This is a genomic window from Streptomyces curacoi (assembly GCF_001513975.1).
GTDB lineage: Bacteria > Actinomycetota > Actinomycetes > Streptomycetales > Streptomycetaceae > Streptomyces > Streptomyces curacoi.
The window spans coordinates 272,764-287,435 of sequence record NZ_KQ947990.1 but is presented as its reverse complement, the minus strand read 5'-3'; the positions used below and the strand labels follow the sequence as shown (position 1 = coordinate 287,435).

Annotated in this window: 15 protein-coding genes; 8 read left to right on the top strand and 7 right to left on the bottom strand. The window is 71.6% G+C overall.

Features of this window, described 5'->3' with window-relative positions:
- Positions 1–19 precede the first annotated feature (19 nt).
- A complete protein-coding gene (locus AQI70_RS24460; protein ID WP_062153609.1) occupies positions 20–478 on the top strand; it encodes a pyridoxamine 5'-phosphate oxidase family protein in 459 nt (152 codons plus the stop codon).
- Complete coding sequence (locus tag AQI70_RS24455) at positions 462–1,124, top strand: pyridoxine/pyridoxamine 5'-phosphate oxidase (RefSeq protein ID WP_062153608.1); 663 nt, start codon at positions 462–464, stop codon at positions 1,122–1,124. The genes AQI70_RS24460 and AQI70_RS24455 overlap by 17 nt, the downstream gene beginning before the upstream one ends.
- A gap of 188 nt (positions 1,125–1,312) precedes the next feature.
- Here the strand turns inward: AQI70_RS24455 and AQI70_RS24450 are convergent, their stop codons facing one another.
- From AQI70_RS24450 to AQI70_RS24420, 7 genes are all read right to left on the bottom strand, one after another.
- Positions 1,313–1,702 (bottom strand): VOC family protein, encoded by a 390-nt coding sequence (locus AQI70_RS24450; RefSeq protein WP_062153606.1) that lies wholly within the window; start codon positions 1,700–1,702, stop codon positions 1,313–1,315.
- A gap of 164 nt (positions 1,703–1,866) precedes the next feature.
- Positions 1,867–2,073 (bottom strand): hypothetical protein, encoded by a 207-nt coding sequence (locus AQI70_RS24445; protein WP_062153604.1) that lies wholly within the window; start codon positions 2,071–2,073, stop codon positions 1,867–1,869.
- A 94-nt stretch (positions 2,074–2,167) separates the two neighbouring features.
- Positions 2,168–3,748: an alpha/beta hydrolase gene (locus AQI70_RS24440; protein ID WP_062153602.1), complete on the bottom strand. Its 1,581-nt coding sequence runs from the start codon at positions 3,746–3,748 to the stop codon at positions 2,168–2,170.
- Between the two features lie 207 nt (positions 3,749–3,955).
- Positions 3,956–4,828, bottom strand: coding sequence for a GNAT family N-acetyltransferase (locus tag AQI70_RS24435; protein ID WP_062153600.1), 873 nt, complete (start codon positions 4,826–4,828; stop codon positions 3,956–3,958).
- A gap of 121 nt (positions 4,829–4,949) precedes the next feature.
- Positions 4,950–5,570, bottom strand: a complete 621-nt coding sequence (locus tag AQI70_RS24430; RefSeq protein WP_062153598.1) for a GNAT family N-acetyltransferase — start codon at positions 5,568–5,570, stop codon at positions 4,950–4,952.
- A 126-nt stretch (positions 5,571–5,696) separates the two neighbouring features.
- Positions 5,697–6,107 (bottom strand): Zn-ribbon domain-containing OB-fold protein, encoded by a 411-nt coding sequence (locus AQI70_RS24425; RefSeq protein WP_062154123.1) that lies wholly within the window; start codon positions 6,105–6,107, stop codon positions 5,697–5,699.
- Between the two features lie 434 nt (positions 6,108–6,541).
- Positions 6,542–6,988, bottom strand: coding sequence for a hypothetical protein (locus AQI70_RS24420; RefSeq protein ID WP_062153597.1), 447 nt, complete (start codon positions 6,986–6,988; stop codon positions 6,542–6,544).
- Positions 6,989–7,125: 137 nt separating this feature from the next.
- On the opposite strand from AQI70_RS24420, the gene AQI70_RS24415 reads away from it, so the two are divergent.
- The 6 genes from AQI70_RS24415 to AQI70_RS24390 all read left to right on the top strand — a co-directional run bounded on the left by AQI70_RS24415 (position 7,126) and on the right by AQI70_RS24390 (position 14,670).
- The gene (locus AQI70_RS24415; RefSeq protein WP_425264634.1) at positions 7,126–7,674 is read left to right on the top strand and encodes a hypothetical protein; all 549 of its coding nucleotides are present in this window, start codon (positions 7,126–7,128) and stop codon (positions 7,672–7,674) included.
- Between the two features lie 188 nt (positions 7,675–7,862).
- The gene (locus AQI70_RS24410; protein ID WP_062153592.1) at positions 7,863–8,321 is read left to right on the top strand and encodes a nuclear transport factor 2 family protein; all 459 of its coding nucleotides are present in this window, start codon (positions 7,863–7,865) and stop codon (positions 8,319–8,321) included.
- 192 nt (positions 8,322–8,513) lie between these two features.
- The gene (locus AQI70_RS24405) at positions 8,514–9,725 is read left to right on the top strand and encodes a flavin-containing monooxygenase (protein ID WP_062153590.1); all 1,212 of its coding nucleotides are present in this window, start codon (positions 8,514–8,516) and stop codon (positions 9,723–9,725) included.
- Between the two features lie 146 nt (positions 9,726–9,871).
- On the top strand, positions 9,872–11,440 hold the full coding sequence (locus tag AQI70_RS24400) for a flavin monoamine oxidase family protein (protein ID WP_425264633.1): 1,569 nt from the start codon (positions 9,872–9,874) through the stop codon (positions 11,438–11,440).
- A 133-nt stretch (positions 11,441–11,573) separates the two neighbouring features.
- Positions 11,574–13,799, top strand: coding sequence for an acetate--CoA ligase family protein (locus AQI70_RS24395; RefSeq protein WP_062153588.1), 2,226 nt, complete (start codon positions 11,574–11,576; stop codon positions 13,797–13,799).
- Positions 13,800–13,848: 49 nt separating this feature from the next.
- On the top strand, positions 13,849–14,670 hold the full coding sequence (locus AQI70_RS24390; protein ID WP_062153586.1) for an enoyl-CoA hydratase/isomerase family protein: 822 nt from the start codon (positions 13,849–13,851) through the stop codon (positions 14,668–14,670).
- Positions 14,671–14,672 lie beyond the last annotated feature (2 nt).

The window sequence follows — 14,672 nt, the reverse complement described above, 5'->3', positions numbered from 1 at the left end:
ACATCTGGAGGAAACAGGCATGGCCCTGACCCGCGAAGAGCGTGAAGAGTTCCTGGCCGAGCCGCACATCGCCGCGCTGGCGGTCGACGCCGGCACGGGGCGCGCGCCGCTGACCGTGCCGATCTGGTACCAGTACGAGCCCGGCGGCGATGTGTGGATCCTGACCGGGCCGGACTCCCGGAAGAACCAGCTGATCCAGGCGGCAGGCCGGTTCTCCCTGATGGTCGACCGGCTCGAACCCACCGTCCGGTACGTGTCGGTGGAGGGACCGGTCGTCGAGACGGCCCCCGGCACCGTCGAGCAACTCCGGGAAATGTCGGCCCGCTATCTGCCGGCCGAGACGGTCGACTCCTATGTGGAGTTCTCTCTGAAGAACCACGGCGAGAGTGTGGTCATCCGGATGAGGCCCGAGCGCTGGGTGTCGTCCGACCTGGGTTCCGTGGCCGACTACGCTCCGGAGCATGCCGGATCTTCATGAGTTGTTGAGGCCGCTGCGGGTGTGGGACCCGGCGGTCACCGAGTTGCCGGACTTCGACCCGGCCACCGCACCCGCCGACCCCCTCGCTCTCTACACGGCCTGGTTCGCGGAGGCGGTCGCGGCAGGGCAGGTGGAACCGCACACCATGTCCCTCGCCACGGCCGACGAGGGGGGCCTGCCGGACGTACGGACCGTGATGCTGCACGGCGCCGACGCGTCCGGCTGGTCCTTCGCGACCCATGCCGGCAGCCGCAAGGGCCGCCAGCTCACCGCCCGCCCCTACGCGGCCCTCGGCTTCTACTGGCCGGCGCAGGGCCGCCAGGTGCGAGTCCGCGGCCCGGTCACGGGCGCCCCGTCCGCCGAGTCCCAGGCCGACCTGCACGCCCGCTCCACCGGCGCGCTGGCCGCGGCGCTGACCGGCCGTCAGAGCGAAGTCCTCTCCTCCTTGGAGGAGTTGCGGCAGCAGTCGCAGGCGGCCTGGGACCGGACCCAGCGTGAGCCGGACGCCCCGGTCCCGTCCTGGACCCTGTACCGCCTGCGCCCCGACGAGGTGGAGTTCTTCCAGGGCGACGCCGCGCGACGGCATGTGCGGTTGCGCTACCGCCGCACGGAGGAGGGGTGGGCCAAGGAACTGCTCTGGCCCTGAGACACCGTTTCCTTTGGTGCCGGTGATGGCTTACGGGTCCTCTGCCGGCGTGCGGCGTCAACCACGGAGGGCGGGATCCCCGCCTGGCGGCGGCTCAGGTAAGCGCAGCACCGACCGCGAGCACATCGGGCACAAGCAGCGATGGAGGGCCGCACCCTGGGCTGGGGTGCGGCCCTCGGGGCATGTGCTTACGAGGTCCAGCCGCCGTACGGCACGGTGATCAGCTCCATGGCATGGCCCGCCGGATCCATGAAGTACACCCCGCGGCCACCGTCGTGGTGGTTGATCGCGCCGGGCTGTTGCCGGTGCGGGTCGGCGTAGTGCTCGATGCCGCGCTCGCTGATCCGCGCGTACGCGGCGTCGAACTCCTCCTCGGACACCAGGAAGGCGTAGTGCTGCATGGCGATGTCGTCCGCGGGGATCGTGGCGAAGTCCAGCGTGACGCCGTTGCTCAGGCCGACCGCGATGAACGGGCCCCACTCCGCGGTGATCTCAAGGCCCAGCAGGTCCGCGAAGAACTGGGCGGACTCCCGGTTGTCCCGGGCGTGGACGATCGTGTGGTTCAACTCAACTGACAAGGAATGCCTCCGAAGGCACCTTCTGACACCTCCATGCCTCACCCAGCCGGTGATCGGCACGCGATGTCCCGGTCGATCCTAGTCGCAGTCGTCTACGAAGTGCGTCGGCGGTAGAACATCGGACTCATTCATCCAGGGGCTGCCGCCGCGTCGAACCCCACGGGTCATCCGTCGGTCTGGGCCGGCTCCTCCTCGGGCCGGTCGGGGTGGATCAGCCGTACGCTTCCGGCGATCGTCGCCATGCAGCCCAGCACGAGGGCGAAGCGTGCAAACCGCACAGGACCCTCCCAGTCGGCTGACGGCCCGAGGGCCAGCCAGAACGCGAGTGCCGCCGCCGCGATCAAGATCACCAGGCCGGCCAACCGGCGCACCCCGTACTCCCTTCCTTGCGGTCTTCGACCGAACCAGCCGTGTGGGGCCCACCGCAGGAGGAGGGCCCCACACGAAACTCACCTTGCCCCGGGTTCAGGAACGGCCGCCCAGGCCCGGCAGACCCGGAGGCGTCGGCAGCGGCAGCGGGTTGGCGCCGCCACGCTCGCGTGCTTCCGGAGCGGCCTGGCAGGTGGCGTCCTTCACCGGCAGCTTGCCCGTGGTCAGATAGGCCGTGGCCGTCTTGTCGGCGCACGACTTGGTGCCGTAGATGCCGTGTCCGACACCGCCGAGGACCGTGACCATCTTCGCGCCCTTCATGACCCGGCGCAGGCCCTGACCGCTGGCCAGGGGCGTCTGGGAATCCCACTCGTTCTGCAGGATCAGCGCGCCGACCTTGTTGTCGATCCTGGTGGCGGGCTCGCTGCCGTTCGTCTTCCAGAACGCGCACGGCTTGATGCCGGACGCGAAGTCGCCGTACAGCGGGTACTTGGCCTTGTCCCGGATCGCGTCGGCGCGGTACTGCTCGGGATCGCGCGGCCACTCGCGCGTGTCGGCGCACAGGACGGTCCAGAAGGCGGCGGTGCCGTTGTCCTCCGGCGCGGCGCGGCCGAACGACGGCGGAGCCGGCGTGTGGGTCCTGGTCTCCCGGTCAGCGGACGGGGAACGGCCTTCGGCGGCCTTCTTCAGCTCGACGACCGCCTCGGCGGCGTCCCGCACGCTGAAGAACATGGCCCGGCTGCCGACGCGGATGTCATCACCGGTCAGCTTGGTCCCGTCGAGGTCGAGCGGCTCGCGGTCGGCCCGGGCGACCAGGTCGTAGAAGGCCTTGCGGACCGCCTCGGGGGTCTCCCCCAGCTTGTACGTGGAGTTCCGCTCGGCGGTCCACTCCGTCCACCTGGTGAAGGCGGGCTCGGCGCCCTCCGCCCAGACCTGGATCATGCCGCGCCAGATCCGCGCCGGGTCGACCGCGCTGTCCAGCACGAAGCGGTCGGAGCGCTTGGGGAACATCTGCGTGTAGACCGCGCCGAGGTAGGTGCCGTACGAGTACCCCAGGTAGGAGATCTTCTTCTCGCCGAGCACGGCACGGATCACGTCCATGTCCCGGGCGGTGTTGCGGGTGGTGATGTGGCGCAGCTTGTCGCCCTGCTTGGCGTAGCACTTCTCGGCGACGGTCCGCGCCCACTTGACGTCCTTGGCGAACGTCTCGGCCTTGTACGGCCGTTCCCAGTTCTCCTCGCCGGGCGTCAGGCCGCAGCCGACGGGAGAGCTCTGGCCGACGCCCCGCGGGTCGAAGCCCACGAGGTCGTACTTGTTCTTCACGGACTTCGGCAGCTCGCTCGCCAGCAGCTGCGGCATGTCGAGGCCCGAGCCGCCCGGACCTCCCGGGTTGATCAGGAGCGCGCCGCGACGCTCACTCTGGCTGCCCGCCTTCAGCCTCGATATCGCGAGGTCGAGCTTCTTGCCGCCGGGGCGCCGGTAGTCGAGCGGCACCTTGATCGTGGCGCACTGGAAGGACGCCGGCGTCGAGCTGTCACAGCGGTGCCAGGCCGGCTTCTGCTGAAGGTACTGGCTCAGGGGATTCTGCGCGGCGGACGCCGGGGCCGGTGCGAGCGCGGGAACCAGGGTGGCGACGGCACTGGCCGCCAGGACAGAAGCTATTCGACTGCTTCGCACGTGGGGGAGGTCCTTGGGGTCGTGGCGAATGGGACGCACCCACCCTTTCGTGTACTGGAGTTGGGCGAATCCATCACGGAGACAGGATTTACTCCGACCGCGGATGGACAGACCGGCGCGGCAGATGGTCCAGAAGTCGGACAACGGCGAACGGCTCCGCGCCGTCTTGCTCAAGTGGCCTTCATCTAGGACCGGCCATGAGCGGCTCTAGAAGTCCCGGGCGCCCCGGAAGTCGTACGCTGCGAAGTCGGCCACCGCCCGGTAACCGATGCGCTGGTAGAGGCTGTTGCTGGTCTGGTTGGCCAGGTCCGTGAAGAGCAGTACCTCGCGCACCCCGGAGGCGAGCACGGCCCGGCTGACCTGTGCGGTGACCGCGCCCGCGTAGCCGCGTCCGCGCAGTCCGGCCGGGGTGTAGACGGGGGCGATCCGGACCTGGCCGGCGACCAGCGGGGTCACGCCGGCCATGGACAGGGGGGTGCTGTCCTCGCCCTCCCAGAAGGTGACGCCACCGTAGGAGATCCGTGAGTCGGCCCAGCCGGCGGCGTCGCGGGCGGCGTGGTCGCCGACCGACTCGACGAACTCGCCGTACCAGCGGATCAGTCGGTCCCGGTCCTCCTTGCCCGCGGCTCGCGCCCGGCCCGGCGGCAGGGGGTGCGGAACGGTCAGGTTGCCGAGCCGGTAGAGGCGTTGGCGCTGGCTGACGGCGGCCCGGGCGCCCGTGTGGCGGCGCCAGGCGGCGACGAAGGCCTCCGCGGTGTCGCGGGCCGCGATGACGCCGGGGACCGAGTGGCCGAGGGCGACCAGGTGGGCGGCGAGGGATTCGGCCTCGGCGGGGGTGAGAGGGGTGACGTTCAGCCGGAAGGGCGGGGTGCGGAAGTAGGCGGCCCGTACCTGCCCGTCCAGCTCCAGCACACCGAACACGGGCGCCTCGTCGCCGTACGCACGCAGCCCGCTCGTGCGCAGCGTCTCCGTCACCGTCAGGGCGACGGTGTGCAGATCGGGGCGGGACCGCAGGAAGCTTCCGGCATGGGAGAGGAAGCCGGTGAGGTCCTGGGTGCAGTACCAGTCGTCCGGGCGCATACCTCATGATCCCGCGCCCGGGGGGCGGTTGTGCACCCTTTTCCGCCGCGGACACGAAGCCGACACAAGACCCCACTCTCAGGCGGGGGTTGCGAGGCTCCGGGTTCACGGGCCCGGTGGCCTACAGGTTGACGTCCAGGTCCGTCGCCAGCCGCGCGTGCAGATGCATGTCCCGGTACGCGTCGTGCCGCTCCGCCTGCCATATCGCGCCCCGCAGCGTCCCCTCGTACCGGAAACCGCACCGCTCGGCGATATGGCAGGAGGAGTCATGGCCGTCTGCGTGGTCGAGTTCGAGTCGGTACAGGCCCAGCCCGGGCTCGCTGAGAGCCCAGCGGGCGACGAGGGCGAGCGCGTGGGTGGCGACCCGACGGCCGCGGGCCTCGGGGAGCACCCAGTAGCCGACGCGGGCGGAGTTCATGACCCGGTTGATGAGGTTGACGCCGATGTGCCCGAGGGGCGCGCCGGTCGCCGCGTCGGTGACGCAGTACGACGCCGAGGCGCCCTCCGCCGTGTTCTGCGCCGCGTCGCGCAGGGACTCCCGGGCGCTGTCCAGGTCCGTGGTGATCCTCAACGGGGTGTTCCAGCGCCGGAACTCGGGGTCGGTGCGCCCCCGGAACCAGGTCTCGACGTCGGCCTCGGACTCAGCCCGCCAGGGGAGCAGACGCAGACCGTGTCCGTGCAGGTCGGGGTAGGGGTGGTCGGGGTAGGGGTGGTCGGAGTGAGGTTCACGGGCGATGGTCATCCGGCCATTGAAGCGTCTGCGGCGCCTGACGCGCCTGAGCAATGGAAGCGGCGGAAGTGGCGGAGCGGCGAGCGGCGGAGCGGCGGAGCGGCGGAGCGGCGGAGCGCCTGACGGTCAGTCGGTGAGCTACCTGGGCCGGAACACCGGTACCCCGTCCCGGAAGACGGCCTCCAGCTCCATGCCGGCCCGCAGCCGCGAGGCGTCCGCGCACTCCACGAGCTCCGTCATCATGCGCGGCCCCTCGGCGAGGTCGACCACGGCGGCGACGTACGGCACCCGCTCCCCGAACGGCGGCAGGTCGTTGCGGTGGACGACGGACCAGGTGTAGAGGGTGGCCCGCCCGCTCGCGGGCTCCCAGGCCACGTCCTCGCTCCAGCAGTGCGGACAGAACTCACGGGGGTAGTGGTGGGCACGCCCGCAGTCCCGGCAGCGGCGGACCAGCAGCCGTCCCTGGGCCGCCGCGTCCCAGTATGTGCGTGTGAAGGGGTCGACCTCGGGGGTGTCGAAGCGGGGGCCGGCCGAGCGGGCGGCTTCGATGCGCGGGCCGTCGGAGGATGGAGCGGCGGCGGGTGGGCCGTCGGAACGTGAACCGGCGGCGGGTGGGCCGTCGACGTGTGGGCCATCGATACGCAGGCCATCGGAGCGTGAACTGGCGACACGTGGGCCATCGACGATCGGGCCGTCGACGCGCGGCCCAGAGGAGCGCGGGCCATCGGAACGCCGGCCAGAGGAGCGAGAGCCGTCGAAGCGTGAAGCGGCGACGGGCGGGCCATCGACGCGCGGGCCGTCGACACGCGCGCCACCAGAGCGCGGGCCAGAGGAGCGCGGGCCATCGACGCGTGAACCGGCAATGGGCGGGCCGCCGACAGGCGCGCCATCGGAGCGCGGGCCATCAACACGCGCACCACCGGAACGCGGCCCATCGAAGCCCGGCCCATCGAAACGGGCACCCCCGGAACGTGCGCCGCTCATCAGAACAGCCCCAGCGCGCTGTCCACCGACCACGACTGCCACGACATCCCGAACAGCGCGACCAGCGAGATCAGGGCCATCATCGAGTTCTGCCCCTGCTCGGCCCAGTCGTGGATCATCAGGGCGAAGTAGAGGGCGTTGAGCAGCAGGCCGCCGAGGAGGGCGATCGGGGTCAGGAACCCGAGGACGAGCCCGAGTCCGAGGGCCAGCTCCGCGTACAGGACGACGTACGCCATGGTCCGGGTCCGCGGCGCGACGACGACCTCGAAGCCGGACCGTACGGCATTCCAGCGGTGTTTGGCCGCCACGTCCGCCGCCCAGGCGATCCCGGCCCCCTCGAACCAGCTCTTCTTGTCCTTGTGCCGCCAGCTCTCCAGCCACCACAGCCCGAGGCCTATGCGGAGCACGGCCAGCCATTCCGCACCTGTGAGCCAGATCGCGTCCATGGATCTGACGGTACGTCAGATTGGCGGGGCCTGACAATCGCCTGTGCATCCCCGATGAGTCCACAGAATTGTTGGCAATCTTGTCCGCAGTCCGGCTAGCTTCGGAACGCAAGCCGAGAAAACCGAGGGAGCCGGACGTGAAGCACAGCTCAGTCAAGCGCAGGAGCGTCGTCATGGTCGCGGCCCTGCCGGACGCGGACCGCGAGTCGTACCTGGCCGCCAACACCTTCATCACCTGGTCCGGCGGCAGGGCGGCCTTCTCCTGGGCCGACTTCCTCACCCACGTCGGGGCCCGCCAGAAGTCCACCCCGGCCTTCGACGCCTTCGACCTGTCGACGGGCGAGAACAACCTCTTCGGCAAGGGCACCACGCAGGCCCGCCACTTCACCCTCTACAGCCTGCGCCACTACAGCGGCGGCAGCGCCCGCCTCGACAGCGACCTCCTTACTACTGGGACGAGGGCCACGGCGCCAACTCCGACCCGGGCGACTTCATCAAGTGGATCGCCAGGATCAGCGGCTACCGGAGCAGGAAGAAGTAGCCCGCCCCCGGCCCGCGCGGGCCCGATGAACGCGGTGCCGACGAACGCGGTGCCGACGATCGCAGTACCGACGGCCGCGGTGCCGACGACCGCGGTGCCGACAACCACGGTGCCGACAACCACGGTGGCCGGTTTCCCGTCATGACTCCGGCCACCGCCACGCGACGCCGAGTCCCCGGAATGCCTCGGGGGCCCGGCGTCGTGCCGTGCTCCCTCCGCACCTGTCGCGTCATTACCCCGGGCGTAATCGACCGCGCTCCGCTCCCCCGGCAGGATCGAGCACATCGGCGGGAATCCCCGCCGGAGCCCGTCCGCAGCCGCGAGGAGAGCGTCATGTCCGTCAAGTCCACCGGCACCACGGCAGGTTCGGCCACCACCGCGAGCACCGTCGCCGAGGAAACCCGAGCCGTCGTACAGGAGTTCCTGGCCGCGCGGCTGGCCGGGGACACCGGGCGACTGGTGGCGCTCTTCGCCGACGAGGTCGACTGGCTGCTCGCCGAGAACCCCACCGTCCCGTGGATCCGCCCGCGGTCCACCGGCGCCGAGTGCGCCGCCCAGGCCGCGGAACTGATGGAGCACACCGTGCCCGAGGACGCGCGGGCCTCCCTCGACGCCTTCCTCGTCGACGGCACGGACGCCGTCCTGGCGGGGCATGTGTCGGGGACCGTGCGCGCGACCGGGAAATCCTTCGCGGGCCCGTTCGCGCTGCGTCTCACCGTCGAGGACGGCCGGATCACCCGGCACCACCTGTACGAGAACAGCCTGTCGATCGCCGAGGCCTGCGCCCCGTGAGGACGCGGGCGGCCGGGCTGGTGAGCGAAGGCCGAGGGGGTCGTTCCCGGCCACGGCCCTCCACCCCGCCGCCACAACCAGGAGACCTACGCCACAGGCCCCACCCGCCCCTCCTACAGTCGTGATCGATCCGCAACCAATTCCGGTCTTGACCGAGACCCATCAACCGGCTGCGTGATTACGCTCCCGACCATGGCCGACACCCCCCAGCACCCGGACCGCCCCGCCCCTGACCACCCCCTCACCGACCGCCCCGTCTACGTCATCGGCGGCGGCCCCGGCGGACTCTCCGTCGCGTACGCGCTGCGCGCCCGGGGACTGCGGGCCGTCGTGCTGGAGAAGTCGGACCGGGTCGGCGCCTCCTGGCGGCGCCACTACGACCGGCTCCATCTGCACACCACCCGGCGGCTGTCGGGCCTGCCCGGGCTGCCGATGCCCCGCCGCTTCGGGCGCTGGGTGTCCCGGGACGACGTGGTGCGCTACCTGGAGAAGTACGCCGAGCACCACGACCTGGAGATCGTCACCGGCGTCGAGGTCTCCCGCGTCGAGCCCTCGCCCGACGGCTCGGGCTGGCTGCTGCGTGCCACCGGCGGCCGGGAACTGACCGGCGCCGCGGTCGTCGTGGCCACCGGCCACAACCACACCCCGCGCATCCCGGACTGGCCGGGCCGCGGCAGCTACAGCGGCGAGTTCCTGCATGCCGGCGAGTACCGCAACCCGGCGCCCTACGCCGGGCGCGAGGTCCTCGTCGTCGGGGTCGGCAACACCGGTGCCGAGATCGCCGTGGACCTCGTGGAGGGCGGGGCCTCGCGGGTGCGGCTGGCCGTCCGCACCGCCCCGCACATCGTGCGCCGCTCCACCGCCGGGTGGCCCGCCCAGTTCACGAGCATCCTGGTACGCCGGCTGCCGGTCGGGCTCGTCGACCGGCTCGCCAAGCCGGTGGCGAAGCTCAGCGTGCCGGACCTGTCGGCCCATGGGCTGCCCCGTCCCGGCACCGGCCTCTACAGCCGCGTCAAGGAGGGCGCCATCCCGGTCCTCGACGTCGGCCTCATCGACGCCGTGCGCAGGGGGCGGATCGAGATCGTGGCCGCCGTCGACGGCTTCGAGGACGGCAAGGTGGTTCTCACCGACGGCACCCGTCTCTCACCGGACGCCGTCATCGCGGCCACCGGTTACGTCCGCGCCCTGGAGGACCTCGTCGGCCACCTCGGCGTGCTCGACGCGCACGGCAAGCCGGTCGTGCGGGGCGCCCGCACCCCGGCCCACGCGTCCGGCCTGTACTTCACCGGCTACACCAACCCGATCAGCGGCAATCTCCGCGAGATGGCGATCGACGCGCAGAAGATCGCGAAGGCGATAGCCGGCGACGGCAGCCGCCGGATCGCCCGGCTGCCGATGCCGTAGACGTCCTCAACTCTCTTACGCAGACCTCTCGTTACTTGCGGGTCCGTTGTGACTGGAGAGCTGTACCGCGCCGCCGCACGGGGCCAGAATGTGAGCACTGTTCAACTTTTCTGCTCCACCCCCTCTCGCCCTGACGGAGGACGCACGTGGCAAGCGAAAGAGAGCTCCCCCCAATCCCGCGAACCCCCCGAACCCCCCGAACCCCGCTGACCCCCCGCCCCACCGGCGGCACCCGAACCCCCCGTATCTCCCGGCGCTCCCTGCTCGGCGGCGCCGCCGCGGCGGCCGGCGCCGCGACCCTCACCGCGACCAGCGCCGGCACGGCTGCGGCGGCCGGCCGGGACGTGGACGTCGCGATCGTCGGCGGCGGGCTGGCCGGCCTCACCGCGGCCCGCGACCTGGTGGCGGCCGGCAGGTCGGTCGTCGTCCTGGAGGCCCGCGACCGCGTGGGCGGCCGGGTGGTGGGCCTGAACCTCGCGGGCGGTGGAGTCACCGAGGGCGGCGGCGAGTTCATCGGCCCGACCCAGGACCGCATCAAGGCACTCGCCGACTCCCTCGGCGTCGAGACCTTCGCCACCTACAACACCGGCGACAACCTCCTCTACAAGGACGGCAAGAGGACCCCCTACGCCACCGACGGTGTCCTCGGCGCGGTCCCGCCCGTCGACGCGGCCGGGCTCGCCAACGCCGCGATCGCGCAGGCCACGCTCGACGACCTGGCCAAGCAGATCCCGGTCGACGCGCCCTGGACCGCCGCGAAGGCCGACGAATGGGACCGGCAGACCTTCGAGACCTGGCTGCGCGCCAACGCCGTCATCCCCTCGGCCAAGTTCCTCTTCGACGTGGCCTGCACATCGATCTTCTCCGCGGAACCCCGGGAACTCTCCTTCCTGTTCGTCCTCTTCTACATCGCCGCCGCAGGCAACGCCTCCAACCCCGGCACCCTGGAACGCCTCACCGAGACCGCGAACGGCGCCCAGGAACTGCGCTTCGTCGGCGGCTCCCAGCTGGTGCCGCTCAGACTCGCCGCCGCACTCGGCGACCGGGTGGTCCCCGGCGCCCCGGTGCGCACGATCGCCCGGTCCGGCGACAAGTACGTCATCACGGCCGACGGCATCACGGTCACCGCCAAGAAGGTCGTCGTCGCCGTGCCCCCGCCGCTCGCCGCCCGCATCACCTACGACCCCCTCCTCCCCGCCGCCCGCGACCAGCTCACCCAGCGCCTGCCGATGGCCTCGGTCGGCAAGGCGATCGCGATCTACGACACCCCCTTCTGGCGGGCCGACGGCCTCAACGGCCAGGTCGTCAGCGACACCGGCGTGGTCAGCTCCACCTTCGACAACTCCCCGCCCGACGCCTCCTACGGCGCCCTGATGGGCTTCATCGAGGCGGACGAGGCCCGGAAGCTGGACGGGGCGAGCGAGGCGGAGGTCCGGGCGGCCGTGCTGAAGGACTACGCGAGGTACTTCGGCGCGAAAGCGGCCTCCCCCACCTCCTTCGTCCTGCAACGCTGGAACAACGAGGCCTACACCCGCGGCGGCCCCGTCTCCATCGCCGCGCCCGGCGTCCTGACCCAGTACGGCCCCGCCCTGCGCGAGCCCGTCGGCGGCATCCACTGGGCCGGGACGGAGACCTCCACCTACTGGATGGGCTTCATGGACGGGGCGGTGCGGTCGGGCGAGCGGGTGGCGAAGGAGGTGCTGGCGGTGCTGTGAGCAGCGCCCCGTGCACCCGTGCCGAGCGTGTCGCCGTGCAACTTTGCGTGCACAGCCGTTCCTGACACGGTGTCAGTTCCCGTAATCTGACAGTGCGTCAGTTAATCGCTGTCACACAGGAGCGGGCGGACCGATGCTTGGATCAACCCACGGCACCCTCACCACCGACTCCCGCCGGGCCCGGGTCATCGCCTGTGGCGAGCAGCCCGGGCCCGCCGTCCACGGCCGGCCGGCCGAGGTCGACGATCTCGACGTCAGCGGCCGTCCGCTGTACTGCGACGTGCCCGATCTGGACCGCTTCTTCCGGCCGGAGTCGGTCGCGGTGATCGGCGCCTCGGACGCCGAGGGCCGGCCGAACACCGGCATCACCCGCCAGCTGATCGCCTGGTCCGAACGGGTCGGCGCCCGGCTCCATCCGGTGCACCCGAGCCGCCCGTCCGTCTTCGGCATCCCCTGCTCTCCTTCCGTCGCCAATCTGCCCGAGCAGATCGATCTCGCCGTGCTGCTGGTCGCCGACCCCCTTCCGGTGATCGAGGAACTGGCCGAGGCCAAGGTGAAGTTCGCCGTCGTGTTCGCCTCCGGGTTCGCGGAGACCGGCGAGGCGGGCGCCGCCGCCCAGGACCGGCTCACCGCCGCCGTCGCCCGGTCCGGGATGCGGCTGCTGGGCCCCAACACCAACCTCAACGCCTTCGAGCGGTTCCGGGACGACCTGGACGGTCCCGCGATCGCCCTGATCACCCAGTCCGGCCACCAGGGCCGCCCCGTCTTCGCCCTCCAGGAGCTCGGCATCCGCCTGTCCCACTGGGCGCCCACCGGCAACGAGGCCGACCTGGAGACGGCCGACTTCATCTCCTACTTCGCCGAGCAGCCCGAGGTCGGCGCGATCGCCTGCTACGTCGAGGGCCTCAAGGACGGCCGCTCCTTCCTGCTCGCCGCCGACCGCGCCGCCCGCCGCAAGGTGCCGGTCGTCGCCGTCAAGGTGGGCCGCACCGAGACCGGTGCCCGCACGGCCGCCTCACACACCGGCAAGCTGACCGGCGCGGACGCGGTGGTGGACGCGGCGATGCGGCAGTACGGGGTGATCCGGGTCGACGGCCTGGACGAACTCCAGGACACCGCGACCCTGTTGGCCCGCGCACGGCCGCCCCGCGCCGAGGGCGTCGTCGTCTATTCGATCTCGGGCGGCACGGGCGCGCACTTCGCCGACCTGGCGACCGAGGCGGGCCTCAGACTGCCGGTGCTGTCGGAGGCCAAGCAGGCCGAGCTGCACCAGTGGATACCCGAGTACCTGAACGTGGCCAACCCCGTCGACAACGGCGGTCATCCGGTCGGCGACCGGCGCGGCCGGAAGATCATCGACGCGATCCTCGACGACCCCGAGGTCGGGGTGCTGATCTGCCCGGTCACCGGGCCCTTCCCCCCGCTCAGCGACCGGCTCGTCCAGGACCTGGTGGACGCGGCGGAGCGGACGGACAAGCTGGTGTGCGTGGTGTGGGGGTCGCCGGTCGGCACCGAACGGGCCTACCGCGAGGTCCTCCTCGGATCCTCGCGCGTGGCGACCTTCCGCACAGTGGCGAACTGCATCACCGCGGTCCGCGCCTACCTCGACCACCACCGCTTCGTCGCCGGCTACCGCTCCCCCTTCGACCAGGCGCCGCGCACGCCGTCCCCCTCCTTCCGCAAGGCGCGCGAGCTGATGCGACCAGGCCAGCAGCTGAGCGAGCACGCGGCGAAGCAGCTGTTGCGGGCGTACGGAATCCGCGTGCCGCGCGAGCAGTTGGTGACCAGCGCGGCGGCGGCCGTACGGGCCGCGGGCCTGGTGGGCTATCCCGTCGTGATGAAGGCGTCCGGTGCGCGGATCGCCCACAAGACCGAGCTCGGCCTGGTCAGGATCGGGCTGACCTCCGCCAGCCAGGTCCGCGACGCCTACCGGGAGCTGACGGACATCGCCCGCTACGAGGACGTCCCGCTGGACGGCGTGCTGGTCTGCCAGATGGTCGAACGGGGCGTGGAGATGGTCGTCGGCGCCACGCACGACCCGCTGTTCGGTCCGACCGTGACGGTGGGGCTGGGCGGTGTCCTGGTCGAGGTGCTGCACGACACCGCCGTACGCGTGCCGCCCTTCGGGGAGGAGCAGGCACGGGACATGTTCGCCGAACTGCGTGGGCGGGCGCTGCTGGACGGGGTCCGGGGGCGTCCCCCGGCGGATCTCGACGCGCTCGTCGAAGTCGTCCTGCGGGTGCAGCGCATGGCCCTGGAGCTGGAGGGCGAGCTCGCGGAGCTGGACATCAACCCGCTGATGGTGCTGCCCAGGGGGCAGGGCGCGGTGGCGCTGGACGCGTTGGCGGTGTGCCGCTGACATGGCTGCCTCTGCCGATGCCGATGCCGATGCCGATGCCGAGATGAACATGCCCGATTCCCCCCGTGAGCCCAAAAACTCCGTTGAGTCATTGGTACAGCAGGCCACTGACAACCAGGTCTGCCGCATCGCCCTCAACCGCCCCGAATCCCTCAACGCCCTCACCCCTGACCAGCGCGAACGCCTCATCCAGCTGCTCGCCGACGCCTCCGCCGACCCCCGGGTCCGGGCCGTCGTGCTGACCGGCACGGGCCGCGGTTTCTGCGCCGGGGCGGATCTGCGGGGCGGGGCGGCGGCCGGGGAGCGGGTACCCGGCGACGTCGCCCGCACGATCCGGCTCGGCGCCCAGCGGCTGGTCGCGGCCGTGCTGGACTGCGAGAAACCGGTGATCGCGGCGGTGAACGGCACCGCGGCCGGCCTCGGCGCCCATCTCGCGTTCGCCTGCGACCTGGTCCTGGCCGCCGAATCGGCGAAGTTCATCGAGGTGTTCGTACGCCGCGGCCTCGTCCCCGACGGCGGCGGCGCCTATCTCCTGCCCCGCCTCATCGGCCCCCAGCGGGCGAAGGAGCTGATGTTCTTCGGCGACGCGCTCACCGCCGCGGACGCGGAGCGCCTCGGCCTGGTCAACCGGGTCCTGCCGGACGGCGAGTTGGACAAGACGGCCCGCGAGTGGGCCGCACGCCTCGCCGCCGGCCCGACCCGCGCGCTCGCCCTCACCAAGCAGCTCGTCAACGCCTCCCTCGACACCGACCGCGCCACCGCCTTCGCCGCGGAGGCGGCCGCGCAGGAGATCAACATGACGACGCGGGATGCGCGGGAAGGGGTGGCGAGTTTCGTGGAGCGCAGGAGCGCCGAGTACGAGGGGCGGTGATC